Origin of the sequence: Janthinobacterium sp. SUN033, from assembly GCF_030397595.1 — a bacterium.
GTDB classification, from domain to species: domain Bacteria; phylum Pseudomonadota; class Gammaproteobacteria; order Burkholderiales; family Burkholderiaceae_D; genus Janthinobacterium; species Janthinobacterium kumbetense.
In genome coordinates, this window is sequence record NZ_JAPQNV010000002.1 from 138,812 (window position 1) to 162,377 (window position 23,566).

Consider the following 23,566-nt stretch of genomic DNA (forward strand, 5'->3'; position numbering starts at 1 on the left):
ATAGTCTGCCAATGTAGTACTACTACTGAGACACTGCCCTGGGCAATTCCGGCATGGATTCAGGCATTCTGCGCAGGCAAAACGCCAATCCCGGCTGGCTGCCCAGGCGGTAATGGAAGTCGAGCACGCTGCCGCCGGCCAGGCTGGGCTTGCCGGGCAAGGCCAGGGGCAGGTTCAGGCTGCACTCATGGTCGCCCAGGACGATGTCGCCATGCACGCGGATGCGCGTCAGCAATCGCGGCGCCTGCTCCAGAACGTCGGGCAGGCGGATGGTGGCGGCCGGCAAGCTGTCGCCCCCTTCATCCTGCCAGGCGCGCAAGGCGTCCGCATCGAGGGTAAACACGCGGCCCCAGTCGGTGCACGGCGCATCCGGCGCGCGCCGGTCCAGGCCCAGGTGCACGGTGACGGCCGCCGGCAGCAGCGTCGCCGCAGGCGCTTGCGCGTGCAGATTGCGCAGGATGGCCACCTGCGGCTCCTTGCCCAGCGCCGTATTCATGGTTTCGCTGACGATCACGTCCGGCATGGCGCCGGCAGGAATGCGGCAGGCGGCCGCGTCGGCGCACAGGTACTCGGCAACGTGGCTGTCCAGGCCCAGGACTGCGATCAGGTCGCGCGCATACGCCAGGGTCTCGGCATGCACGTCGAGGATGGAAAACTGCACCAACTGCGCATCCAGCACGGCCATCACCGGCAAGGCCAGCAGGGCGAACGGGCCGCAACCCGCATACAGCACCCGTACGGGCCGCCCGCCGCTCACGTCCAGGCGCTCGCGCACGGCCAGCGCCAGGCCCTGGATGAAAGCGGCACTGCGGTATGGCTCGCGCGCGCACAGTCCCGCCTGCACGGGCGAGATGGCCCAGCCGCTGGGCAGAAAACTTTCGCCATCGCGCAAGCCGTCCTGCCGGTCCATGGACAGGCGCGAATGGCGCTCGACGAGCTGGCGCAGCTGCACCGTTTCACCGACCAGGCTGGCCAGGGAGCGCTGCGGATCGCACAGCGCGGCCGCAATGGCGGCCAGTTCCGCGCGCGCCGGATTCACGCGCGACTCCACGGGCAAGGCGGGATAAAGACAGAATGCATGGCGGCCTCCTTGAAATGATTGCAAGTACGCGGAAAAATTGGCAGCATAGCAAATAAATACATGCCTGCTCATTTGCCGCCATCGCAACCACCTACCGGAGCACCGATGCACGCCTTGCCGCTTTCCGCCCTCGCCAGCCTGCCCGCCCCCTACCAGTTGCGCGTCCAGTGCGACGACGACGAGGGCTTTGCCGCCGCGCTGTACGGCTCCACGCGCGACGACTTGCGCCAGATGCCGGCCGCGCCCGCCGTCGTCGAACAGCTGATCGCCATGCAGCAGCGCATGCAAAGCCACGGCTATCGCCAGGCGTATCCGCACGCCGTGTACCTGGTGCTGCAGCACGGCGACACGCCCATCGGCCGCCTGATCCTGGAGCGCCGGAATCAGGTGCTGCACCTGGTCGACATCGCCATCCTGCCCGCCGCGCAAGGCCAGGGCGCCGGCAGCGCCGTGCTGCGCGGCCTGCAAGCGCAAGCCGCTGCGGAGCAATGGCAGATCCACCTTGCCGTCAACAAGGGCAACGCCGCCGCGCGCGCACTGTACCTGCGGCTGGGCTTTCGCCTGCGCGGGGAAAACGAGGTGCAGGAGCAACTGGAATGGAGCGCGCCATAGTGCCGGCGCAACATCCCCCCAGCACCTGGCTGCAACTGCCGCTGCGCTTCGACGTGGCGCGCATGCAGGGTGACAGCGACCAGTTCGCCGCCGGCGAGTGGATCAGCCATTTCAACACGGGCGCCTACGACACGGGCTGGAGCTGCATACCGCTGCGCTCGCCCGGCGGAGCAGCCGGCGATATCATGCCCGTCAACGGCCCCGCCTATGCCGCCACGCCGCAACTGGCGCGCTGCCCCTGCCTGCGCGAGGTGCTTGCCAGCTTCGCATGCGAGCTTCACGCCGCGCGCCTGATGGCGCTGGCGCCGGGCACCCTCATCCGCGAGCACCGCGACGCCGGCATGTCGCTGGCCGATGGCCTCGTCCGCATCCATATCCCCATCCACACCTCGCCGCAGGTGCTGTTTACCATCGATGGCGAGACCGTCCACTTCACGGCCGGGCACGCCTGGTACATGGATGCCAGCTGCCTGCACGCGGTGCACAACCGGGGCACGACGCCGCGCATCCACCTCGTGCTCGACTGCATCAGCAATGCCTGGCTCGAAGCGCTGTTCGCCTCGGCCGGCTTCGTGCCGAAAGCGCCCCACAGGTATGGCGACCCCAGCATCAACGATGGCAATGTGCGGGCCGTCATCGCCCAGTTGCGGCTATCGCCCTCGCCCGCCAGCCTGGCGCTGGCCAGCGCGCTGGCCGCCCTGGCCGACGGGAACGCGCCGTGAGCGCCGCGCCAGGCCTGGCCCAGCAGGAACGCTTGCTGGCCAGGGGCGAGACGGTGCCGTGGCACGAGGGCATGGACCTGCGCGGCTGGTATCCGCTGTACGTGGAGCGGGGCGAAACATGGGCGGACGCCGCCATGTGCTGGCGCGAGCTGGGAAAAACACCCTTCAGCGACGCCTTCTTTGTCAATACCCTGGCGCGCCAGCCGCACGGGGAGCGCCGCGTCTGCCGCACGCCGCTGGCGGCGCTGGCGGCGCTCGGCGATTGCCTGGCGCCCGACGCCTTCATCTTCCACGTCTCGCGCTGCGGCTCGACCCTGCTGAGCCAGCTGTTGGCATCCTTGCCGCAATGCATAGTGATGTCCGAGCCGCCCGTCATCGACTCGCTGCTGCGCCTGCATCACGACAGCGCAGACCCGGCGGCCAGCGTGGCCCTGCTGCGCCAGGCCATCCTGGCCCTGGGCCAGCGCCGTTCCGGCGCACAGACGCACTTCTTCATCAAGTTCGACTGCTGGCACATCCACAGCCTGGACTTGCTGCGGCAAGCGTTTCCCGGCACGCCCTGCCTGTTCGTCTACCGCGAACCGCTGGCCGTGCTGGCCTCGCACCAGCGCCAGCGCGGCCCGCAGATGGTGCCCGGCATGCTGCACCCGGCACAGCTGCCGCTGCCCGCGCACCAGCTGGCGCCGGGCGATCTCGATGGCTATACGGGCCTCGTGCTGGCCAGCCTGCTCAACGCCGCCCGGTCCCATGCGGCGGCAGGACAGTTGCAATTAATTAACTACAGTCAATTGCCCGACATCCTCTTCAGCGATGTATTGCCCCGCTTCGGCATCGCCGCCACGGCGGCGCAGTTGCAAGCGATGCGCGCGCATGGCGGCGTGCATGCGAAGTACGGCACGGCTTACCACGGCGATCCGCCCGCGCCCGCGGCAAGCGGCCTGGCCGCCATCGCCGCGCAATTGCAAGCCGCTTATCTGGCGCTGGAAGCGTTGCGGCTGCATGCCGGGCAAGGTCAATGATTTTCATAAACCCAACTTTTTAACGAGGAGGCATGTCGACGTACCCCCTGGAAACCATGCGATAAATTAGCTGTTCAACTACGGCGCAGAATGCGCCGGTGCAAGCAACCTGAAACCGACCCTGACACCATGATAAAAAAAATGACATTGGCAGTGCTCTTGACCGCCCTGATTCCCTTCTACGCATGCAAGGCGCAAACCACGGCGGCAGCGACACCCGCTTCCGCGGAAGTCACCACCACCCTGACACCCGATATTGGCGGCATCAAGCAAGTGGTGGAAATCAAGACGGACGACGCGAACAAGCCCGTGCTGCTGTTTTTATCCGGCGGCCCGGGAAGCTCCATGATCAAGGGGGCGGATGCCTTTACGAATCTCCTGAAAAGCAGATTTACGATTGTGCAATGGGACCAGCGGGATGCCGGAAAAACCTTGAAACTGAATCCCTCCCCCACGCAGCCGTCCGTCGGGCAGATGGAGCAGGACACGTATCAAGTCATCCAATTTCTGCGCAAGGAGTTAAAGCAGGACAAAATATACTTGCTGGGCAGTTCCTGGGGCAACGTCCTGGGCTTTGATATCGTCAAGCGTCACCCGGAACTGCTGCATGCCTATTTCGCGTCGAATCCGGTCGTGAGCCAGCTGGAAAGCGAGAAAGAATTGCTGCAAGCCTTGAAAGTGCACTTCAAGGACAATGCCGTCGCCAGCCAGGAGCTGAACAGCATCAGTTTTCCGTTTGCAAGTGACGAAAGCATGTTCTATTTAAGGAAATGGCTTTTCTACAAGGATGGCAAGGCATTTGCGACGAGCGAAGGTTTCAAGACGGGCTTTCTGCAATGGTCAAAGACCTGGTCGCCCGTCTGGAACGAGGTCATGAACATTGATTTGCCCAAGACCTTGAAGAGCGTCGACTGCCCCGTGTATTTCTTCGTCGGCAAAAACGATATCCAGACCTCGACCAGGATCACGCAAGCGTATTTCGACACCTTGAAGGCGCCAAGGAAGGGCTTGTTTTTCTTCGAGCATTCCGGCCATCAGATACACCAGGATGAACCGGTGCAATTTCAAGAAGCCATCATCAAGACCTTGGATGCGACTGCCAAGCCCTGATCCGACGCCCCATGACATGACGCCCTTTTCGGGGGCCGACAGGCTGGCCGGCGCACTGCCGGCCTAGTCGCCGGCAATGCTGGCAGCGGCCTTGCGGATCAGCGACGCCACCGCGTGGGCTTGCGAAATGTAAATGGCATGACTGCCGGCAACTTCGACCACCGTCGAGCCCGCCCGCTCCGCCATCTGGCGCTGCATCGCCGGTGCAATCATCTGGTCCCCGGTCGCGACCAGGTACCAGCTGGGCTTGCTCCTCCACGCTGGCGCGCTGACCACGCCCGTCAAGGCAGCCATCCCCCAGGGCACTTGCGATGCCGCCATGAAGTTGGCCTTGTGCCTGGGCACATCGGCGGCGAAGGCGGCCGCAAACTTTTTCTGGTCGAGCAGCAGGAAGCCATCGTGCGGCGGCAAGATCGGCGGCACCGGCGCGCCAGGCGGGGCATTCTTCAGCAAGGAATCGACAGACTCCCCTTGATCCGGCACAAACGCCGCGATGTAGACCAATGCCTTGACCTTGGGATCGTTCCCCGCTTGCGTGACCACGGCGCCCCCATACGAATGACCGACCAGGACCACGGGACCCGGTACTGCGGCGATGACCCGGCCCGTCGCGGCCACGTCGTCCGCCAGCGATAGCGTTGGGTTTTGCACAACGGCAACGTGACAGCCTTCGTCACGCAGTACCCGGTAAACGCCTTCCCAGCCGGACCCGTCGACAAAACCACCATGCACGAGCACGATCGTTGCCGGTCCGGCGCGCGCGATGTCATCCATGTCAGCCCCTCCCGGAAATTGCAAGCGATGACAGAGCCGCCAACGCCTTGTCTCTTCCAGCATAGCGCCAGATGCCTGGTGGTCCATGCGGTGGATCAAGAGCAGGCGACACGGGCGTCTGCGCCGGCCCTGAAACGCAAAAAGCCCAACCGGTGAAGGCTGGGCTTTCTGCTACTGCGTGTTCTGGCTCCCCGACCTGGACTCGAACCAGGGACCTGCGGATTAACAGTCCGTCGCTCTACCAACTGAGCTATCAGGGAAAAGAGGCCGCATTCTATAGGGGAAATTTTACGATGTCCAGATTTCCCCCAGAAAAATGTGTATTTTCCCGGCTGCGCCTTGCCCGTTGGTCAGCCGGGATGCTCTTGCGGGTAGTAGTCAAAGACCAGCACCCGGCCCAGCCATGGCTTGAGCTGCTCGACAAAGGCCAGGTGGGCCGCATGGGTCAGATACCCGTCGCGGGCGGCGGCGTCATCGAAGGTCAGGGTAAAGCAATCGGTAAAGCCGTCGTCGAGGCCTTCCGGGCTGACGTTCGGCCCCCATTCGAATTGCCGCACGCCGGGAATGCGGTGTTTCAGCTGGGAAAACTCGTAGACGAGCTCGGCGTGCTTGGCAGACGTGATGCCATCGAGAAAGTCGCACAGGACGATGTGGCGCAAGGCGGAGGTACAAGTCATGGGAAGGTGCTCCTGAAGTGATACATTCAGGATAGCGCAAAACGCGATCACGCACAGGCAAGCCCCGCTGGCGGCGCCGGAAAACAAAAAAGGCCATGTTTTTCAACATGGCCTTCCGAATTCTGGCTCCCCGACCTGGACTCGAACCAGGGACCTGCGGATTAACAGTCCGTCGCTCTACCAACTGAGCTATCAGGGAAAAGAGGCCATATTATATAGGCCAAACTTGGCGCTGTCCAGATTTCCATAGGGAAAATCTTATCCTGCCCCAAGCTGCGCACCGGCGGCGCAAAAACAAAAAAGGCCACGTTTTTCAACGTGGCCTTCCGAATTCTGGCTCCCCGACCTGGACTCGAACCAGGGACCTGCGGATTAACAGTCCGTCGCTCTACCAACTGAGCTATCAGGGAAAAGAGGCAATATTATATGTCGCTTGTTCCATATTTGCAAGACTGATACTGCATCTTCACAAACACGGCCATCGCCGACTTTCTACCACCATCAGCGCCGCACTTGCATGCAGCGCCGAAGAAGCAAGATCTTAAAGCACTTTGGCGATCGCGTCAATAACGATGTCGATATTGCGCGAATTCAATGCTGCCACGCAGATACGGCCCGTGTCGACGGCGTAGATCGATTGCTCGCGCAGCGACGCCACCTGCTCCTTGGTGAGACCGGAGTACGAGAACATGCCGATTTGCTGGCGCACGAATTCGAAGTCGTGGCCTGGCGCCTTGGCTTTCAGCTTTTCCACGAAGGCATTGCGCATTTCGCGGATGCGCACGCGCATGCCGGCCAGTTCCTCTTCCCACAGCTGGCGCAGTTCCGGCGTGGCCAGAACGGTGGCGACCACCTTGCCGCCGTGTACTGGCGGGTTCGAGTAGTTGGTGCGCACGACGCGCTTCAGCTGCGACAGCAGGCGGGCCGCTTCGTCGGCGCTGGCGGCGACGACGCTCAGGGCGCCCACGCGCTCGCCGTACAGCGAGAACGATTTCGAGAACGAGTTCGATACCAGCAGCGGGCCGCCCGCGTCGGCGAAGCGGCGCACCACGGCGCCGTCTTCGGCGATGCCGTTGGCGAAGCCTTGATAGGCCATGTCCAGGAACGGCACCAGGCCGCGCGAGGTCACCACGCTGATGATCTGATCCCACTGGGCCACGCTCAGGTCGGCGCCGGTCGGGTTGTGGCAGCAGGCGTGCAGCACGACGATGGAACCGGCTGGCATGGCGTTCAGGCTGGCCAGCATGCCGTCGAAGTTCACGCCATGGGTGACGGCATCGTAGTAAGTGTAGTTATTCACGACGAAACCGGCGTTCTCGAACAGCGCGCGGTGGTTTTCCCAGCTTGGGTCGCTGATGTAGACCTGGGCACCCGGCGCGAAGCGCTGCAGGAAGTCGGCACCGATCTTCAACGCGCCCGTGCCGCCGATGGCTTGCACGGTCACGGCGCGGCGCTCTTGAATTACGGCGCTATCGGCGCCAAATACGAGTTCTTGCACAGCCTTGTCGTAGGCGGCGAGGCCTTCGATCGGCAGATAGGTGCGTGGGGCGGCCTGTTCGATCAGGATGGCTTCTGCCTTGCGTACGCAAGCTAACAGAGGCACTTTGCCGTTGTCGTCATAATAGACGCCGACGCCCAGATTGATTTTGGCGGGATTCTGGTCCGCGTTAAATGCTTCGGTGATGCCCAGGATCGGGTCGCGTGGGGCCATCTCGATGGCGCTAAACAGACTGGCAGAAACAGTTGGGTTCGTCATGATAAGATTGGATTCGATTGGAAGCAGGTTCACAGCGGAGTTGTAGACAGCGCCCCAAAATACAACGCCAGGGCCGCCAGCAGAGCACTATTCTAACAAAGGTCTGATTCACATGCCCGAATTATCTACCGCCAGCGAGGCGGAAAGCGCAATTATCTCTTTCCCGGACTCCCCCTTCAAGCTGCACCAGCCCTTCCCTCCGGCCGGCGATCAGCCCACGGCGATCGCCCAGTTATCCGAGGGGATTGCCGACGGACTGGCCTTCCAGACCCTGCTGGGCGTGACCGGTTCGGGCAAGACCTATACCATGGCCAACGTCATCGCGCGCATGGGCCGGCCCGCCATCGTCTTCGCGCCGAACAAGACGCTGGCGGCGCAGCTGTACAGCGAGTTCCGCGACTTTTTCCCGCAAAACGCGGTCGAATACTTCGTCAGCTACTACGATTACTACCAGCCCGAAGCCTACGTGCCGCAGCGCGACCTGTTCATCGAAAAGGATTCGTCGATCAACGAACATATCGAGCAGATGCGCCTGTCGTGCACCAAGTCGCTGATGGAACGGCGCGACGTCATCATCGTCGCCACCGTCTCGGCCATCTACGGCATCGGCAATCCGAACGAATACCACCAGATGATATTGACCCTGCGCGTCAAGGACAGGGTCGCCCAGCGCGACGTCATCGCGCGCCTGATCCAGATGCAGTACACGCGCAACGAAGTCGATTTCGGCCGCGGCACCTTCCGCGTACGCGGCGACACCATCGACATCTTCCCCGCCGAGCATGCGGAACTGGCCGTGCGCCTGGAAATGTTCGACGACGAGATCGAATCGATCCAGCTGTTCGACCCGCTGACGGGCAGAGTGCGGCAAAAGATCCCCCGCTTCACCGTGTATCCGGGTTCGCACTACGTGACGCCTCGCTCCACCGTGCTGCGCGCCGTGGAAACCATCAAGGACGAGCTGCGCGAGCGCCTCGAATTTTTCCGCAAGGAAAATAAACTGATCGAGGAGCAGCGGCTGGAACAGCGCACGCGCTTCGACCTGGAAATGATGGCGGAAATCGGTTTCACCAAGGGTATCGAGAACTACTCGCGTCACCTGTCCGGCGCGCTGCCGGGCGAGCCGCCGCCGACCCTGGTCGACTACCTGCCCCCCGACGCCCTGATGTTCCTCGACGAATCGCACGTGCTGACGGGCCAGCTGAGCGCCATGTACAACGGCGACCGTTCGCGCAAGACGAATCTGGTCGACTACGGCTTCCGCCTGCCGTCGGCGCTGGACAACCGGCCCTTGAAATTCGAGGAATTCGAACAGAAGATGCGCCAGACCGTGTTCGTCTCGGCCACCCCGGCCGAATACGAAAAGACGCATTCCGACCAAGTGGTCGAGCAGGTGGTGCGCCCGACGGGCCTGGTCGACCCGCAGATCATCGTGCGCCCCGCCAGCAGCCAGGTGGACGACCTGATGTCGGAAATCGTCGAGCGCATCAAGAAGGACGAGCGCGTGCTGGTGACGACCCTCACCAAGCGCATGTCGGAGCAGTTGACGGAGTACCTGGGCGACCATGGCATCAAGGTACGCTACCTGCACAGCGACATCGAGACGGTGGAACGCGTGGAAATCCTGCGCGACCTGCGCCTGGGGACCTTCGACGTGCTGGTGGGGATCAACCTGCTGCGCGAGGGCCTGGACTTGCCGGAAGTGTCGCTGGTGGCCATCCTCGACGCGGACAAGGAAGGCTTCCTGCGCTCCGAGCGCAGCCTGATCCAGACCATCGGCCGCGCCGCGCGCAACCTGAACGGCACGGCGATTTTGTATGGCGACCGCATCACGGACTCCATGCGCCGCGCCATCGACGAGACGGAGCGCCGCCGCGCCAAGCAGATTGCGTTCAATACGGCCAACAACATCATCCCGATCGGCGTGAAGAAATCGATCCGCGAAATGATCGACGGCGTCTACAGCCCGCAGGAAGCGCGCGAAACCCTGCAAGTGGCGCAGGAAGCGGCGAAGTTCGAAGCCATGAGCGAAAAGCAGGTCAGCAAGGAAATCAAGCGCCTGGAAAAACTGATGGTCGACCACGCCAAGAACCTGGAGTTCGAAAAGGCGGCGCAGGTGCGCGACCAGCTGCACATCCTCAAGCAGCAACTGTTCGGCGCACCGGGCACCGACAACGTGGCGTCGATCCTGGGCAAGTAAATGTCACGCCAGGCATGGGAGCTGGCCGGTCGCGCATGCCATTGCATCATGCAGCAATAGCGCCCCGCCTCGCCCCTTCAGGGATAGCTGGGCCGGCGCATGTGGAACAGGCTGTCCGGTCCGATTTCGAAATAATCGGCCGGACCGCCGCCGCGCAATATCGGCGCGGCGGCGGCCGTGTCGTACACGCCATCGGTCAACAGGTGGCGCGCGATATGCACGCCCACCACTTCCCCCAGCACCAGCCAGCTGCCGACACCGTCACCCTTGACGCCCTGCAGTTCGATGATCTGCGTGCGCCGGCATTCGAAGGAGACGGGGCTTTCGGCCACGCGCGGCACGTTGACGAGGCGCGAGGCGGCCGGCGTCAGGCCGGCCAGCGCGAATTCGTCGACTTCAGGCGGCGCCGGCGCGCAGCTGGCATTCATCGCCTCGGCCAGCGGACGCGTCGCCAGGTTCCACACGAATTCGCCCGTTTGTTCGATATTGCGCAAGGTATCCTTGCGGCCGATGCTGGAAAATCCGATCAGCGGCGGATGGTAATTGAAGGCGTTGAAAAAGCTGTACGGCGCCAGGTTCAGCACGCCCTCGCCGCTGCGCGAGGCGATCCAGCCGATGGGCCGCGGCCCCACGATGGCGTTGAACGGGTCATGCGGCAAGCCATGGCCCTGTGCAGGTTCATAAAAGTGAATAGGGTCAAGCACGCGCGTTCCTAAAGTAGTCAGAGGCGCCCGGGATGGAACGCCTGGAACGACAGCTTACTGGAATTGCCGCCACCGCGCTGCCTGCCCGCCGGCGCCAGGTGCGCTCGCGCACGCAGCGCAACAATTGTATGGCGCGCCGCACCGCGCCTCGCTTATGATGGGACAACTCAACCCTGATCATTGCGCCCCATGCTGACCCTCACGCTGCACCAGAAAGTGTTCCTGCTCCTCCTGAGCGCCGTCACCATCGGCTTCGGCTGGATACTGGCGCCGTATGCGGGCGCCATCTTCTGGGGCGTCATCCTGGCGATCCTGTTCGCGCCCGTGTACCGCTGGCTGCTGCGGAAAACCAGGGGCCGCGCCGGCCTGGCATCGGTGCTGACCTTGCTGCTCATCGTCGTCATCGTGATCCTGCCGCTGTCGCTCATTTCCGTGTCGCTGGTGAACCAGGCGGCCAGCGTCGTGGAAATGGTGCGTTCGGGCGAAATCACGGTCGCCATGTTCTTCGATAAAATCATGGCGGTGCTGCCGCAATGGCTGATCAACTTGCTCGAGCGCTTCCACCTGACCAGCCTGGCCAGCCTGCAGGACAAGGTGGCCGAGGGCGCCACGCAGGTGAGCCAGGTGGTGGCGGTGAAAGCCATCAATGTGGGCCTGTACACCTTCGAATTCCTCACCAGCCTGTGCATCATGCTGTACCTGCTGTTTTTCCTCATGCGCGATGGCTCCGCCCTGTCGGCCCGCATCAAGGGCGCCGTGCCGCTGAGCCGCAAATACAAGCAGCGCCTGTTCACCAATTTCACCACGGTGATCCGCGCCACCGTGAAGGGCAACATCCTCGTGGCAATTGCCCAGGGCGCCCTCGGCGGCCTGGCGTTCTGGTTCCTCGACGTGCCCGCGCCCCTGCTGTGGGCCGTGCTGATGGCCTTCCTGTCGCTGCTGCCGGCCGTCGGCGCCGCCCTCGTCTGGGCGCCCGTGGCCGTCTACTTCCTGGCCACGGGCGCCATCTGGCAAGGCGCGGGCCTGGCCGCCTTCGGCGTCTTCGTCATCGGCCTGGTCGACAACGTGCTGCGCCCCATCCTGGTGGGCAAGGACACCAAGATGCCCGACTACGTGGTGCTGCTGTCGACCGTGGGCGGCATGGCCCTGTTCGGCCTGAACGGCTTCGTCATCGGCCCCGTGGTGGCGGCCCTGTTCATCGCCTCGTGGGACCTGTTCGTCTCGGCCAGCGAATTCCAGGCCGAGGATTGAAGCGTGGCAATCGGGAGCGTCAGCACCCCATCCTGCAAAAATAATGGCGACAGAAGCCGGCTTGCCGGCGGCGCCACTTGCGCTTCCTGAAACAGGCCGGAACAGCCTGGCGGCAGAGTGCCCGCCAGCGCTGACCAGGCTCGGCAACTATCCACATGAGACCGCATTTCCCATCATTTACCATGATGCAACAGTGTGTATTTAGCAACAGATGCAAAAATATAGTTTTTGACGCAGCAGGTGCCGCGGCGTAGTGTCGGTCGTCCCGACAACCACGTAATGAGGAGCCTCCCATGGCAAATCCACTGTGCTTAATGATGCCGGCGCTGCCCGGCACCAATCCGACCGCCATCGCCGCAACATTGCTGGAATACCAACCGAAGATCAATGCCGCCCTTACTACTATCGGTACCGTGCACTTTGCCCGCTTTACCCTGCTTGACCGCTCCCAACCCAATCTGCTGCCCAACATTCAATCGGCAGGCACTTCCGATAGCCTGATCATCGGCGTGATCACCGAGTATGACGGCAACTTCAACGACTACATCGAAGATTTCGTGGGCCAACTGGGCGAGGTATTCGACGCGCTGCTGCAATTTGTCGTGGGCGGCAAGGCGCTGATTCCCGTTGCCAACCATGTGGCCGCATTTGAAGCCTTCATCACGGCCAACGACGCCGCGCAGCACGTGCCCAATAACGGCCTGTACAGCGCCTATCCGCAGACCGTTCAGAAAATCATCGCCGCATTCCGAACCTGAGCCGAAAGCCACGCCGGGGCTGCGCAAGCGGCCCCACCACCCTGCCAGCCACAACCCCAGCCCCCGGAGACAGCATGGCCGATTCCACCATCGATTACGACGACGTGCAAGGCACGATCCTGCGCGGCTACCGCGTCAACCTGGCGCGCCATTTCATCTTCAGCATCACGGATGCGGCGCAGGCACGGCGCACCATCGCGGCCCTGCTCGACGGCAGCGACGGCTTGCCGTCCATTACCACGGCGCGGCACATCCACCCCAAGCCGCCCTGCTTCCTGAATCTCAGCTTTACCGCTCCCGGCCTGTCGGCGCTGGGTGTTGCCGCGACCGACCTCGCCACCTTTGACCAGGCATTTCAACGGGGCGCGGCCGATCCCGCCAGCGTCAATGCCGTGGGCGACGTGGGCGACAGCGCCCCCGAGCACTGGCTCGGCAACCTGGGGCCGGCTACCCAGCATGGCCAGGTGCATGCGCTGCTGAGCCTGTGGGTCAGCGAATCGACGGAAGTGCTAAAGGCGACCTCGGCCACACTACGCCGCGCCTTTGCCGCCGGCTGGCGCGAACTGTATGCGCACGACGGCGTGGCCCTGCCAGACAACCGCGTGCATTTCGGCTACCGCGACAGCATCGCCCAGCCGGACGTCGATGGCGCCCCGCAGCGCAAGCGCGAGCACGACCCTGACCCGCTCAACAGCGTCAAGACGGGGGAATTCCTGCTCGGCTATCCGAATGAAAACGGCGGCACCTACGCGGTGCAGCCGCCGCAACTGTCCACCAATGGCAGTTATGCCGCCTTCCGCATCCTGGAGCAGGACGTGCCCCTGTTCGACAGCATCCTGAGCCAGGGCGCGGCCAGTTCCGGGCTCACGACCGAAATGGTGGCCGCCAAGATGTGCGGACGCTGGCGCAACGGCAATCCGCTCGTGCTCAGGCCGGACGAGGCCGGCCCCGTGCTGCCGGACGCCAGCCTGAACCGCTTTCACTATGTCGATGAACAGGCGGACCTCGATGACACGCTGGGCCTGAAATGCCCGATCGGCGCGCACATCCGGCGCAACAATCCGCGCGACGAAGCCGTCGTGGGCGCTCCCTCCCGCCACCACCGCATCGTGCGGCGCGCCATGCCCTACGGCAGTGAATATGATCCGGCAGCCCCCATCGCGGAGCAGCGCGGCCTGGTCGGCTATTTCATCAATGCCAGCCTGCGCAATCAGTTCGAATTCCTGATGAAGCAATGGAACAATGACGATGCCTTCGTCAAATCGGCCGTCGGCCCGGCCGGTCCCGAGGCGGGCGATGCCACGTTCAACATCAGCGGCCAGGACGTGTTCCTGGGCATCAACGACCCGGCCGTCAGTTCCTTCACCTTGCCCGGCGTGGGCGCGAAGGGAAGCGGCAATACCGAACTGCAGCATTTCTCGCGCAGCGTGATCACGCGTGGCGGCGTGTATTGCTTCTTCCCAAGCATCACGGGATTGCGCTACCTGGCGAACCTCGGCTAGGCGGGCGCGCAACGGCGGCAAGCGGGAACGGCGCGTACCGCTTGCATTGATCCTGTCATTGCACTATCGTTGGCACACGCGCGAGTTGCCAACCTTTCACAATGACAGGAGTTCCCACCGTGTCGCTGATCCTCTACGGCCATCCCTTTTCCTCGTACACGCAGAAGGTACTCATCGCGCTGTACGAGAACGCCATCCCGTTCGCCTTCCGCTGCCTGGCGCAGGAGATGCCGGAAAACCTGCAGCAATGGCTCGAGCGCTGGCCACTGCGCAAGTTTCCGCTGCTGGTGGACGGCGAGCGCAACGTCGCCGAGACCAGCATCATCATCGAATACCTGCAACTGGCCCATCCCGGTCCGCTGCGCCTGCTGCCGGACGACCCGATGCAGGCGCTGGACGTGCGTTTTCTCGACCGCTATTTCGACCTGCACGTCATGACACCCGTGCAGCATGCCGTCGGCGCCGCCCTGACTGGCGACCCGGCAAAGACCCGCGAAGGCCGCGCGTTTGCCGGCGAAAAGCTGGAGCTGGCCTACGCCTGGCTGGAACAGCACCTGGACGGCAGGACGTGGGCCGCCGGCGACCGCTTCAGCCTGGCCGACTGCGCCGCCGCCCCCGCGCTGTTCTACGCGGACTGGACGCAACCGATTCCCGCAACGCTGCCCCTGCTGCGCGCCTACCGCGCGCGCCTGCTGGCACGTCCATCGTTCGCCCGCGCGGTGGAGGAGGCACGTCCGTACCGCCACCTCTTCCCCCTGGGCGCGCCGCAGCGCGACTGACCCCGTTCAGGCAAACACGGGACGGAAAAAACTGCGCTCGTAGCTGACGATGCAGCGCGTCTCTTCCGCATAGCGGAAGGCGGCCTGGCATTCGGCGTCCTGCATCGAGTCGCTGCGGTATTGCTCGTACAGGGCCAGGCTGGGGAACGAAAACATGGCCAGCGCCACGTTGCTGGCGCCTTCGGACGGCAAAAAATAGCCGTGGTGCTGGCCGCCGAAGCGTTCGACGAGCGGTATCCACAGCTTGCCGTAGGCTTCGAATTCCCGCAATTTATACGGGTCGATGATGTAACGCAGGTAACAGGTAATCATGCGGTTTCCTTGTGAAGATTCAGATCCGTCAGCATGCCGGACTCCCAGGAGCCGATGGCGCCCAGTGGCGTGCCAGGCAAGAAGTCCAGCGCGCAGGGATAGGCAATGGCGTGTTCGGCAAGCACGCCGAGTCCCGGCCAGCCGTAGAACAGCAGCTTGCCCTTGCCGATGCGGCCCAGCGCGCCGCCGTCGGGCAGCCAGCGCAAGGCGTCGCCCGTGCCGCCGCCCGCCTCCACGGCCACCGTGGCCAGCCGGCGGCCATCGTCCAGCGCATGCACGGACAGACACTCTTGAGCGTCAGCGTAATGCAGCACTGCCAGGAGCGTGCCATCGGGCGACGGCGCGCACGACGCCAGCTTCGGCAGCGACAGCACCACGCGGCCGGCGCCCGCCTGCAGCGGCCAGTCCCACACGCTGCAATAGTCGGGCGGCTGCACTTGCCCCTCTTCCACCGATTTGACGCCATGCAGGAGCAGCAAACGCCGCCCGTCATCGATAGCCCACATGCCGCGCAGCATCTCGCCCGGGTGCGCCTGCATGAAGAGCACCTCGCCCGTTTGCGCGTCGCGCACCCGCAGGCGGCCATCCCAGCCGCCGTCGGCAAGATACTGCCCGCAAGGCGACCACGCGGGACCGCAGCCTTCGCCCTCCTTCTTGTTCTGTAAGTTCAGCAGCAACTGGCCAGCGAGGGCATCCACCACAACCATCTGGCCCGTCGTGCTCTTGATGGCCAGCCGGCTGCCGTCGGGCGAAAAGGCCATGTCCGACATGTGCGCGATGAATTTGCCGCGCCACAGCTTCTTGCGCGCCGCCACGTCCCACAGGACCAGGTCGCGTCCCAGCACGGCCAGGCGCGTGCCATCGGGCGAAAAGCGCACGCCGTAGCTGCAGCCCAGCTTCAGGGGCTTCGGCCTTGCCGTCATGGACGCACCAGCCGGTACACGACGCTATCGAGGTCGTAATGGCGCTCCATGCCCACGTACTGCATGCCCAGGCGCGTCATGACCTTGATCGAGGCGGCATTGTCCGGGTGGGCCACGGCCACCACTTCGGGCGCGCCGATGACGTCGAAGGCATGCGCGACGATGGCATTGGCCGCCTCGCTGGCGTAGCCCTTGCCCCAGCCGGCCCGCGCCAGGCGCCAGCCGATTTCGTACGGCTGCGCCTTGTCGCCGCCGATATGCTGGAGGCAGGCCAGCCCTACCAGCACCTCATCTTCGGTGCGGATCAAGGCCCACCACGAATAGCCCCACTCGACCCAGCGCCCCATGATGCGGGCAACGGCAGCACGTGTATGTTCCTCCGTCTCCGGCTGGCCCGCATTGAGGTAAGTCATCACTTCGGTATCCGAGTTCATGGCGTGCATGGCGTCGTAATGCTTCTCGGTGACGGGTTCCAGGCGCAGGCGCGCCGTATGCAAGATGGTCATGGCATTTCCTTGGACGAAAAAAAAGACGATACACGATCGTCTTTTTTTAGCAAGAGTGCACGCAAAATTACTTGCCTGCTTCGCCCTTCTTGATCCACGCCGCCAGCTGGTGCGGGCGCAGGCCGTCGTAGTCTTCGAACGGCTGGTGGATCCACGGATTGTGCGGCAGTTCGTCCAGGAAGTAGTCGGGACGCACGACGGAGCAGCCTTTCAGCCAGATCACGGCCGATTTGACTTCGGTCACGTCAGGGAAGTTTTCCTTCAGGTGACGCGTGACCTTGTCCAGGGTGACGCCGGAATCGGCCAGATCGTCGACCAGCAGGATGCGGCCGGCCAGCGGGCCCTTGGTCATGGTCATGTACTTGGCGATATCGAGGTCGCCGCGCACCGTGCCCGCGTCTTCGCGGTAGGAGCTGGTCGACAGGATGGCCAGCGGCAAATCAAAAATGCGCGAGAACACGTCGCCGGGACGCACGCCGCCGCGCGCCAGGCACAATACCTGGTCAAATTTCCAGCCCGATTCGTAGACCTTGAGCGCCAGGCGCTCGATCAGGCGGTGGTATTCTTCCCAGTTGACCCAGAGATGTTGATCGTTCGATTGTGGGGTAGTCATGATAGTGGAATCTTATTATTAGCGTGATTAAAAAAATCCGCCTTGCGGCGGATTGTGTCCAGCAGCTTACTCGAATGGGTGGCGCAGTACGATCGTTTCTTCACGATCCGGACCGGTCGAAACCATGTCCACCGGTACGCCGACCAGTTCTTCGATGCGCTTGATGTAAGCGCGGGCCGTTGCCGGCAGGGCCGCCAGCGATTTCGCGCCGACCGTGCTTTCCGTCCAGCCTGGCATCTCTTCGTACACGGGTACGCAGCGGGCGGCTTCTTCGGCGCCCGATGGGAAGATGTCCGTGGCCACGCCGTCGATGGTGTAGCCGGTACACAATTTCAAGGTTTCGATACCGTCCAGCACGTCCAGCTTGGTCAGGCACATGCCCGTCACGCCGTTGATCTGCACGGAGCGGCGCAGCAAGGCGGCGTCGAACCAGCCGCAGCGGCGGGCGCGGCCCGTCACGGTGCCGAATTCATGGCCGACTTGCGCCAGGTGGTGACCGACGCCTGCATCCGTTGGCAGTTCCGACGGGAACGGGCCGGAACCGACGCGCGTCGTGTACGCCTTGGTGATGCCCATGATGTAGTGCAGCATGCCAGGACCGACGCCCGAACCGGCGGCGGCATTGCCTGCCACGCAGTTCGACGAGGTGACGAACGGATAGGTGCCGTGGTCGACGTCGAGCAGGGAACCTTGCGCGCCTTCGAACAGCAGGTTCGCGCCGGCCTTGTGCGCCTTGTACAGCGCGCTCGACACGTCGGTGACCATCGGACGCAGACGCGGCACGTAGGCCAGCGCGTCGTCGAGGGTCTTCTGATAATCGATGCGCGGAGCCTTCAGGTAGTGCTCCAGCACAAAGTTGTGGTAATCGAGGTTTTCCGCCAGTTTTTCAGCGAAACGGGCTTCGTTCAGCAAGTCGGCGACGCGGATGGCGCGGCGCGCCACCTTGTCTTCGTAGGCCGGGCCGATGCCCTTGCCGGTGGTGCCGATCTTGGCCGCGCCGCGCGCCGCTTCACGGGCCAGGTCGAGTGCCGAGTGGTAAGGCAGGATCACCGGCGCGGCGTCCGACACTTTCAGGCGCGAGGCGACTTCGACGCCGACGGCTTCGAGCTTGTCGATTTCACGCAGCACGTCCGGCACGGAAACGACCACGCCGTTGCCGATGTAGCAGGCGACGCCTGGACGCATGATGCCCGACGGGATCAGCTGCAGCGCGGTTTTCACGCCGCCGATGACCAGCGTGTGGCCTGCATTGTGGCCGCCCTGGAAGCGCACCACACCCTGGGCGTGATCGGTCAACCAGTCGACGATCTTGCCTTTACCTTCATCGCCCCATTGGGTGCCGATGACAACAACGTTCTTTGCCATAATTTTCTTTGACATCACTCAACCTAAGTTTTTAAGAATCCAGCTACTACCATTATCGGCAAGTACCAGCACGCGATCGCACTCGAACTCGTCTTGTTCATTACTGTGACCCGGCATACTCTGGATCACGACCTCGCCCGCCTTGCGCAACTCGGCGATTTTTTCCTTCAATTCTGGCGCGCTGCCCCACGGCGCGCGGATCGAATGCTTCCGTTCCGCGGTCGGCAACAGGCGCGCCAGTTCGCGCAAATCGAGCGAGAAGCCGGTCGCGGGACGAGCCCGGCCGAACGCTTCGCCGACGTGGTCATAACGGCCGCCGCGCGCAACCGCGTTCGGCAAGCCAGGTACATACAGCGCAAACATCGCGCCGCTTTCATATTGGTAGCCGCGCAGGTCGGCCAGGTCGATCGCCACTTCGGCGCGGCCCAGGGCGGAACCGGCCAGCGCGGCCAGTTCGGCCAGCGCCTTGAGCACGCCCGGCAGCGGCGGCAGCACTTCGCGCGCACGCGCCAGCACGTCGATATCGCCATACAGGTTCGGCAAGGCCAGCAGCGCATCGCGCGTCACGGCGTCGTAGCCGGCCGTCAGGGCGCGCAGGCCCGGCGCATCTTTCGCGCGCAGCAGGGTGTACAGCGCAGCCTCGTCGCGCACGGCAGCGGCGTCTTGCGCAATGATAGCGCGCAACAGGCCGACGTGCGACAAATCCAGGCGGACCGCGTCGAAACCGGCCAGTGCCAGCGAGGCGAGCGCCAGTTCCTGGATCTCGGCATCCGCTTCCAGGCCCGCGTGGCCATAGATCTCGGCGCCGATCTGCAGCGGTTCGCGGGTCGCGTGCAGGCCCGACGGACGGGTATGCAGCACGCTGCCGGCGTAGCACAGGCGGGTGACGGTGGCACGGTTGAGCAGGTGGGCGTCGATGCGCGCCACTTGCGTCGTCATGTCGGCGCGCAGGCCGAGCATGCGGCCCGACAGCTGGTCGACCAGTTTGAACGTGCGCAGGTCGGTATCCTTGCCAGCGCCAGTCATCAGCGATTCCAGATACTCGAGCAGCGGCGGCATGACCAGTTCATATCCGTACAGACGGAAATTGTCCAGCATGAGGCGGCGCAGCTCTTCGATCTTGCGCGCTTCCGACGGCAGAACATCGGCAATATTTTCGGGCAAAAGCCAATTCGGCATGAGGGAGCGAGATACGGAAGAAAGTTGAAAAAATGCATCATGCGAGGCAGCGGCGGGCGCGCCAGGCAAGAGGCCGAACCTGATATTTTACGCGAAAACACGGGCCTTTAGGGATAAGTTGTCCGAAACGCTGCCGCACAGCCCTAAAAACACCGCATTTTACGCCTTCCCGCAACAGCATGCCGGGCACAAAAAAACGGGGCCGGCATTCACGCCGGCCCCGCTGCTGCCGCACCCGACCTTGCGGCCGGGAGCAGTCTGGATGCTGCCTTACTTCTTGGCCGGACCGGCTGCGCCGCCACCCTTGAAGTACTTGAAGAATTCCGAACTCGGATCGACCACCATCACGTCGCCCTTGTCCTTGAACGTGGCGCGGTAGGCTTCCAGGCTACGGTAGAACTTGTAGAACTCCGGATTCTTGCCAAACGCTTCCGCATAGATCTGCGATGCCTTGGCATCGCCCTCGCCGCGGATCTTCTCGGCTTCGCGATACGCTTCGGCCAGGATCACCGTGCGCTGCTTGTCGGCGTCGGCGCGGATTTTTTCGGAGTCGGCCGAACCGGTCGAACGCAGCTCATTGGCCACGCGCACGCGCTCGGACTTCATGCGCTCGTACACGGAGTTGTTGATCTGCTCGACGTAGTCGACGCGCTTCAGGCGCACGTCGACGATTTCCACGCCGATGGCCTTCGCTTCCGCCGAAACCTTCGCCAGGATCGCTTCCATCACCTTGCCGCGCTGGCCCGAGATCACTTCGCGCACGGTGCGCTTGGTGATTTCATCGTTCAGCGCCGCCTTGACGATTTGCGACATGCGGTTGCGGGCCGGCTTTTCATCGCCGCCAAAGCTGCGGAAATACAGCCGTGGATCGGCGATGCGCCATTTCACATACGCGTCGACGAGGATGTTCTTCTTCTCGGCCGTAATGAAGCGTTCCGGCTCCGGCGTATCCAGGGTCAGGATGCGCTTGTCCAGGTACAGCACGTTCTGGAACGGCGGCGGCAGCTTGAAATACAGGCCCGGCGTGCTGATGACTTCCTTGACTTCGCCGAGGGCGAAGACGACCGCATACTTACGCTGGTCGACCACGAACACGGTCGAGGACAAGAGCATGATCGCGATAAAGCCCGCGATCAGGGCGGCTACGATACGGTTCATTAGCGGCTCTCCCGTTCACGCGAAGAGCGGCTGTCGCGGCGCGTATTGACTTCTACTGTCGGCATGGCTTCCTGTGGCAAAACGGTGTTGGCTGCGGGTGTCGCGGCAGCACGGGCGGCAGCAGCGGCAGCGTCGGTGGCAGCCGTCTGGGCGATCAGCTTGTCGAGCGGCAGGTACAGCAGATTGCTGCCCGTCTTCGCGTCGACCATGACCTTGCTGGCACTGCTGAACACTTGCTGCATCGTCTCGAGGTACATGCGGTCGCGCGTGACGACCGGCGCCTTCTGGTACTCGACCAGCACCTGCTTGAAGCGCGAGGCATTACCGGCGGCGTTCTCGGTCACCATCGCGCTGTACGCGGCAGCTTCCTCCATCAGGCGGAATGCGGCACCGCGCGCTTTTGGAATGACGTCGTTGGCGTAAGCCTGGCCTTCATTCTTCTGGCGTTCGCGGTCCTGGCCTGCCTTGACGGCATCGTCGAAGGCGGCTTGCACCTGCTCCGGCGGCTGCACGGCCTGCATCGTCACGTTGGTGATGACGGCGCCGACCTTGTAGCGGTCGAGGATCTGCTGCATCAGCTGCTGCGTATCGTAAGCCACCTTTTCGCGGCCTTCGTACAGCACGAAGTCCATCTTGCTGCGACCGACCACTTCGCGGATCGCCGTTTCGGCGACCTGGCGCAGGGTGTCTTCCTGGTCGCGCGTGTTGAACAGCCACGCCACGGGATCTTTCAGGGTGTATTGCACCGCGAACTGGATGTCGATGATGTTTTCATCGTCCGTCAGCATCAGCGATTCGCTGGCCTGCTTGTTGCGCAGCGACTGGCGGTAACCCACTTCCACCGTACGCACCTGCGACACGTTGACGGTTTCGTCGGTCTGGAACGGGTACGGCCAGCGCCAGTTGAAACCGGCCGGCGTGGTGTGGCTGTACTTGCCGAACGTGAGCACGACACCGTTCTGGCCCTCTTGCACGATGAAGGCGCCGCTGGCGAGCCAGATGAAGACGGCGATCACGCCGACCACGCCGGCGGTGATGCCGGCGCCCTTCATGTCGGGACGCGGACCACCGCCGCCGCCGTTGTTATTGCCGCCGTTGTCGGGACGGTTCTTCTGTCCGAAAAAGGCGTTCAGGCGCTGATTGAAATCGCGCCACAACTGATCGAGGTCCGGCGGACCTTCGCCGGGCTTTTTGCCTTCTTGGGCTTTCTTGCCGTCGTCCTTGCGATTGCCCCAGCGGGGATCGTTCAGGGACAACTTCAAGCCTGTTTTTTTGAGTAGGGAGACAAGCATAACTATCGTGTTCCGACTTGGGAGTGGGTGGAAATCCTATCGTCCTCGCCAGGCTCTTCGTCCTGGTCCGGGGCGGCGCCATCGTGCTGGTCGTACTGACCGTCAAACTGATCTTCCTGCAGTGCTTCATCGTTCTGGTACAGGTGGGCCGAACCGGGCGCCTTCCTGGCCATCTCGACAATCGCATCGCGCAGCAGGTCGAGCCCGCTGCCCTTCTGCGCACTGACGAACACGCGACTGATCGTAGCATATTCATCGCGCTCCACCGAAGGCTCCAGCCCGGCCGCATCGATCTTGTTCCACACGAGGATTTGCGGAATATGATCGGCGCCGATCTCTTTCAAGACCAGGTTGACCTGCTCGATCTGCTCCATGCGCACCGGCGACGCGGCGTCGACGACGTGCAGCAGCAAATCGGCATGGATGGTTTCTTCGAGCGTGGCGCGGAAGGCCGCCACCAGCTGATGCGGCAATTCGCGCACGAAGCCGACCGTGTCGGAGATCACCACGTTGCCCACGTCCTGGCCCAGGTAAACCCGGCGCGAGGTGGTGTCGAGGGTGGCGAACAACTGGTCGGCGACATACACGCCGGCCTTGGTCACGGCATTGAACAGCGTCGACTTGCCGGCGTTGGTATAGCCGACCAGGGACACGGAAAATGTGTGATTGCGGCCGCGCGCGCGGCGCTGCGTTTCGCGCTGCTTGTGCAGCTTTTCCAGACGGGCGCGCAAGGCCTTGACGCGGTCGCCTATCAGCCGGCGGTCGGTCTCGAGCTGCGTCTCGCCGGGACCGCGCAAGCCGATACCGCCCTTTTGCCGCTCAAGGTGGGTCCAGCCGCGGATCAGGCGCGTGGCCAGATGCTGCAGCTGGGCCAGTTCGACTTGCAGCTTGCCCTCGTGGCTCTTGGCGCGCTGCGCGAAGATGTCGAGGATCAGGCTGGTACGGTCGAGCACGCGCACATTCAGGCGCTTTTCCAGATTGCGCTGCTGTGCTGGCGAGAGGGCGTGGTTGAAGATGACGATTTCCAGGCCATCGTTGACGACGACGTCGCCAATTTCATCGGCCTTGCCGCTGCCGACGAAATACGCGGAATCCGGACTGGAACGCTTGGCCGTGATGGTGGAAATCGGGTCGGCGCCAGCCGAACGCGACAACAGCATGAGTTCCTCCATGCTGGCGGCGAAGTCGCTGTGACCGAAGTCAACCCCGACTAGTGCCGCGCGCATGATGGCAACTGATGAGTTGTGGCGGACGCCGACGCCGATGCAAACGC

23 protein-coding genes and 3 tRNA genes are annotated in these 23,566 nt (G+C 63.4%); 9 read left to right on the forward strand and 17 right to left on the reverse strand.

The window, feature by feature from the left end:
• Positions 1 to 22: 22 nt before the first annotated feature.
• The gene (locus OX460_RS09245; protein ID WP_289898493.1) at positions 23 to 1,039 is read right to left on the reverse strand and encodes a hypothetical protein; all 1,017 of its coding nucleotides are present in this window, start codon (positions 1,037 to 1,039) and stop codon (positions 23 to 25) included.
• A gap of 147 nt (positions 1,040 to 1,186) precedes the next feature.
• Between OX460_RS09245 and OX460_RS09250 the strand changes: the two genes are divergently transcribed.
• From OX460_RS09250 to OX460_RS09265, 4 genes are all read left to right on the forward strand, one after another.
• Positions 1,187 to 1,693, forward strand: coding sequence for a GNAT family N-acetyltransferase (locus OX460_RS09250; RefSeq protein WP_289898494.1), 507 nt, complete (start codon positions 1,187 to 1,189; stop codon positions 1,691 to 1,693).
• A complete protein-coding gene (locus OX460_RS09255) occupies positions 1,678 to 2,415 on the forward strand; it encodes an aspartyl/asparaginyl beta-hydroxylase domain-containing protein (protein ID WP_289898495.1) in 738 nt (245 codons plus the stop codon). Before OX460_RS09250 ends, OX460_RS09255 begins: the two co-directional genes overlap by 16 nt.
• The gene (locus OX460_RS09260) at positions 2,412 to 3,434 is read left to right on the forward strand and encodes a sulfotransferase (RefSeq protein WP_289898496.1); all 1,023 of its coding nucleotides are present in this window, start codon (positions 2,412 to 2,414) and stop codon (positions 3,432 to 3,434) included. Before OX460_RS09255 ends, OX460_RS09260 begins: the two co-directional genes overlap by 4 nt.
• A 141-nt stretch (positions 3,435 to 3,575) precedes the next feature.
• A complete protein-coding gene (locus tag OX460_RS09265) occupies positions 3,576 to 4,544 on the forward strand; it encodes an alpha/beta hydrolase (protein ID WP_099667104.1) in 969 nt (322 codons plus the stop codon).
• Between the two features lie 63 nt (positions 4,545 to 4,607).
• On the opposite strand, the gene OX460_RS09270 is transcribed toward OX460_RS09265, so the two are convergent.
• From OX460_RS09270 to OX460_RS09295, 6 genes are all read right to left on the reverse strand, one after another.
• The gene (locus OX460_RS09270) at positions 4,608 to 5,318 is read right to left on the reverse strand and encodes an alpha/beta hydrolase (RefSeq protein WP_289898497.1); all 711 of its coding nucleotides are present in this window, start codon (positions 5,316 to 5,318) and stop codon (positions 4,608 to 4,610) included.
• Positions 5,319 to 5,502: 184 nt separating this feature from the next.
• Positions 5,503 to 5,578 (reverse strand) — tRNA-Asn (locus tag OX460_RS09275).
• Positions 5,579 to 5,668: 90 nt separating this feature from the next.
• Positions 5,669 to 5,995 (reverse strand): Dabb family protein, encoded by a 327-nt coding sequence (locus tag OX460_RS09280; protein WP_289898498.1) that lies wholly within the window; start codon positions 5,993 to 5,995, stop codon positions 5,669 to 5,671.
• Positions 5,996 to 6,118: 123 nt separating this feature from the next.
• Positions 6,119 to 6,194 (reverse strand) — tRNA-Asn (locus OX460_RS09285).
• Between the two features lie 135 nt (positions 6,195 to 6,329).
• Positions 6,330 to 6,405, reverse strand: a tRNA-Asn gene (locus tag OX460_RS09290).
• Positions 6,406 to 6,536: 131 nt separating this feature from the next.
• Positions 6,537 to 7,751: an amino acid aminotransferase gene (locus OX460_RS09295; RefSeq protein WP_251350521.1), complete on the reverse strand. Its 1,215-nt coding sequence runs from the start codon at positions 7,749 to 7,751 to the stop codon at positions 6,537 to 6,539.
• A gap of 112 nt (positions 7,752 to 7,863) precedes the next feature.
• On the opposite strand from OX460_RS09295, the gene uvrB reads away from it, so the two are divergent.
• Complete coding sequence (uvrB, locus tag OX460_RS09300) at positions 7,864 to 9,951, forward strand: excinuclease ABC subunit UvrB (RefSeq protein WP_099667101.1); 2,088 nt, start codon at positions 7,864 to 7,866, stop codon at positions 9,949 to 9,951.
• Positions 9,952 to 10,028: 77 nt separating this feature from the next.
• On the opposite strand, the gene OX460_RS09305 is transcribed toward uvrB, so the two are convergent.
• Entirely contained in the window at positions 10,029 to 10,655 is a 627-nt protein-coding gene (locus OX460_RS09305; RefSeq protein ID WP_289898499.1) for a flavin reductase family protein, read from the reverse strand.
• Between the two features lie 189 nt (positions 10,656 to 10,844).
• On the opposite strand from OX460_RS09305, the gene OX460_RS09310 reads away from it, so the two are divergent.
• The 4 genes from OX460_RS09310 to OX460_RS09325 all read left to right on the forward strand — a co-directional run bounded on the left by OX460_RS09310 (position 10,845) and on the right by OX460_RS09325 (position 14,945).
• A complete protein-coding gene (locus OX460_RS09310; protein ID WP_289898500.1) occupies positions 10,845 to 11,906 on the forward strand; it encodes an AI-2E family transporter in 1,062 nt (353 codons plus the stop codon).
• A gap of 293 nt (positions 11,907 to 12,199) precedes the next feature.
• Positions 12,200 to 12,664, forward strand: coding sequence for a hypothetical protein (locus tag OX460_RS09315; RefSeq protein WP_289898501.1), 465 nt, complete (start codon positions 12,200 to 12,202; stop codon positions 12,662 to 12,664).
• 74 nt (positions 12,665 to 12,738) lie between these two features.
• Entirely contained in the window at positions 12,739 to 14,166 is a 1,428-nt protein-coding gene (locus OX460_RS09320) for a hypothetical protein (RefSeq protein ID WP_289898502.1), read from the forward strand.
• Between the two features lie 119 nt (positions 14,167 to 14,285).
• Complete coding sequence (locus OX460_RS09325; RefSeq protein ID WP_289898503.1) at positions 14,286 to 14,945, forward strand: glutathione S-transferase family protein; 660 nt, start codon at positions 14,286 to 14,288, stop codon at positions 14,943 to 14,945.
• Between the two features lie 6 nt (positions 14,946 to 14,951).
• On the opposite strand, the gene OX460_RS09330 is transcribed toward OX460_RS09325, so the two are convergent.
• The 9 genes from OX460_RS09330 to hflX form a co-directional block, all read right to left on the reverse strand.
• Positions 14,952 to 15,257 (reverse strand): NIPSNAP family protein, encoded by a 306-nt coding sequence (locus OX460_RS09330; protein ID WP_034752016.1) that lies wholly within the window; start codon positions 15,255 to 15,257, stop codon positions 14,952 to 14,954.
• Positions 15,254 to 16,180, reverse strand: a complete 927-nt coding sequence (locus OX460_RS09335; protein ID WP_289898504.1) for a WD40 repeat domain-containing protein — start codon at positions 16,178 to 16,180, stop codon at positions 15,254 to 15,256. Before OX460_RS09335 ends, OX460_RS09330 begins: the two co-directional genes overlap by 4 nt.
• Complete coding sequence (locus OX460_RS09340; protein WP_289898505.1) at positions 16,177 to 16,686, reverse strand: GNAT family N-acetyltransferase; 510 nt, start codon at positions 16,684 to 16,686, stop codon at positions 16,177 to 16,179. The genes OX460_RS09335 and OX460_RS09340 overlap by 4 nt, the downstream gene beginning before the upstream one ends.
• Before the next feature lie 67 nt (positions 16,687 to 16,753).
• Complete coding sequence (locus OX460_RS09345) at positions 16,754 to 17,299, reverse strand: phosphoribosyltransferase family protein (protein ID WP_034752020.1); 546 nt, start codon at positions 17,297 to 17,299, stop codon at positions 16,754 to 16,756.
• 66 nt (positions 17,300 to 17,365) lie between these two features.
• Positions 17,366 to 18,679, reverse strand: coding sequence for an adenylosuccinate synthase (locus OX460_RS09350; protein WP_086147765.1), 1,314 nt, complete (start codon positions 18,677 to 18,679; stop codon positions 17,366 to 17,368).
• A 3-nt stretch (positions 18,680 to 18,682) separates the two neighbouring features.
• Complete coding sequence (locus OX460_RS09355) at positions 18,683 to 19,843, reverse strand: ATP phosphoribosyltransferase regulatory subunit (protein WP_099667092.1); 1,161 nt, start codon at positions 19,841 to 19,843, stop codon at positions 18,683 to 18,685.
• A gap of 270 nt (positions 19,844 to 20,113) precedes the next feature.
• Positions 20,114 to 21,001: a protease modulator HflC gene (hflC, locus tag OX460_RS09360; protein WP_099667091.1), complete on the reverse strand. Its 888-nt coding sequence runs from the start codon at positions 20,999 to 21,001 to the stop codon at positions 20,114 to 20,116.
• Positions 21,001 to 22,293 carry an FtsH protease activity modulator HflK gene (gene hflK / locus OX460_RS09365; RefSeq protein WP_070254060.1) on the reverse strand — a complete coding sequence of 431 codons (1,293 nt, stop codon included), beginning with the start codon at positions 22,291 to 22,293 and terminating at the stop codon, positions 21,001 to 21,003. The genes hflC and hflK overlap by 1 nt, the downstream gene beginning before the upstream one ends.
• 2 nt (positions 22,294 to 22,295) lie before the next feature.
• Positions 22,296 to 23,519, reverse strand: a complete 1,224-nt coding sequence (hflX, locus tag OX460_RS09370; RefSeq protein WP_251350515.1) for a GTPase HflX — start codon at positions 23,517 to 23,519, stop codon at positions 22,296 to 22,298.
• Positions 23,520 to 23,566: the final 47 nt, after the last annotated feature.

Excerpts from the sequence above, each read along its gene's own strand:
- OX460_RS09265 (WP_099667104.1), top strand. The coding sequence starts at position 3,576 with ATGACATTGGCAGTGCTCTTGACCGCCCTGATTCCCTTCTACGCATGC.
- OX460_RS09355 (WP_099667092.1), bottom strand. The coding sequence starts at position 19,843 with ATGCCGAATTGGCTTTTGCCCGAAAATATTGCCGATGTTCTGCCGTCG.
- OX460_RS09330 (WP_034752016.1), bottom strand. The coding sequence starts at position 15,257 with ATGATTACCTGTTACCTGCGTTACATCATCGACCCGTATAAATTGCGG.
- OX460_RS09340 (WP_289898505.1), bottom strand. The coding sequence starts at position 16,686 with ATGACCATCTTGCATACGGCGCGCCTGCGCCTGGAACCCGTCACCGAG.
- OX460_RS09315 (WP_289898501.1), top strand. The coding sequence starts at position 12,200 with ATGGCAAATCCACTGTGCTTAATGATGCCGGCGCTGCCCGGCACCAAT.
- uvrB (WP_099667101.1), top strand. The coding sequence starts at position 7,864 with ATGCCCGAATTATCTACCGCCAGCGAGGCGGAAAGCGCAATTATCTCT.
- OX460_RS09335 (WP_289898504.1), bottom strand. The coding sequence starts at position 16,180 with ATGACGGCAAGGCCGAAGCCCCTGAAGCTGGGCTGCAGCTACGGCGTG.
- hflX (WP_251350515.1), bottom strand. The coding sequence starts at position 23,519 with ATGCGCGCGGCACTAGTCGGGGTTGACTTCGGTCACAGCGACTTCGCC.
- hflC (WP_099667091.1), bottom strand. The coding sequence starts at position 21,001 with ATGAACCGTATCGTAGCCGCCCTGATCGCGGGCTTTATCGCGATCATG.
- OX460_RS09350 (WP_086147765.1), bottom strand. The coding sequence starts at position 18,679 with ATGTCAAAGAAAATTATGGCAAAGAACGTTGTTGTCATCGGCACCCAA.
- OX460_RS09280 (WP_289898498.1), bottom strand. The coding sequence starts at position 5,995 with ATGACTTGTACCTCCGCCTTGCGCCACATCGTCCTGTGCGACTTTCTC.
- OX460_RS09255 (WP_289898495.1), top strand. The coding sequence starts at position 1,678 with ATGGAGCGCGCCATAGTGCCGGCGCAACATCCCCCCAGCACCTGGCTG.
- OX460_RS09250 (WP_289898494.1), top strand. The coding sequence starts at position 1,187 with ATGCACGCCTTGCCGCTTTCCGCCCTCGCCAGCCTGCCCGCCCCCTAC.
- OX460_RS09310 (WP_289898500.1), top strand. The coding sequence starts at position 10,845 with ATGCTGACCCTCACGCTGCACCAGAAAGTGTTCCTGCTCCTCCTGAGC.
- OX460_RS09345 (WP_034752020.1), bottom strand. The coding sequence starts at position 17,299 with ATGACTACCCCACAATCGAACGATCAACATCTCTGGGTCAACTGGGAA.
- OX460_RS09270 (WP_289898497.1), bottom strand. The coding sequence starts at position 5,318 with ATGGATGACATCGCGCGCGCCGGACCGGCAACGATCGTGCTCGTGCAT.
- OX460_RS09320 (WP_289898502.1), top strand. The coding sequence starts at position 12,739 with ATGGCCGATTCCACCATCGATTACGACGACGTGCAAGGCACGATCCTG.
- hflK (WP_070254060.1), bottom strand. The coding sequence starts at position 22,293 with ATGCTTGTCTCCCTACTCAAAAAAACAGGCTTGAAGTTGTCCCTGAAC.
- OX460_RS09295 (WP_251350521.1), bottom strand. The coding sequence starts at position 7,751 with ATGACGAACCCAACTGTTTCTGCCAGTCTGTTTAGCGCCATCGAGATG.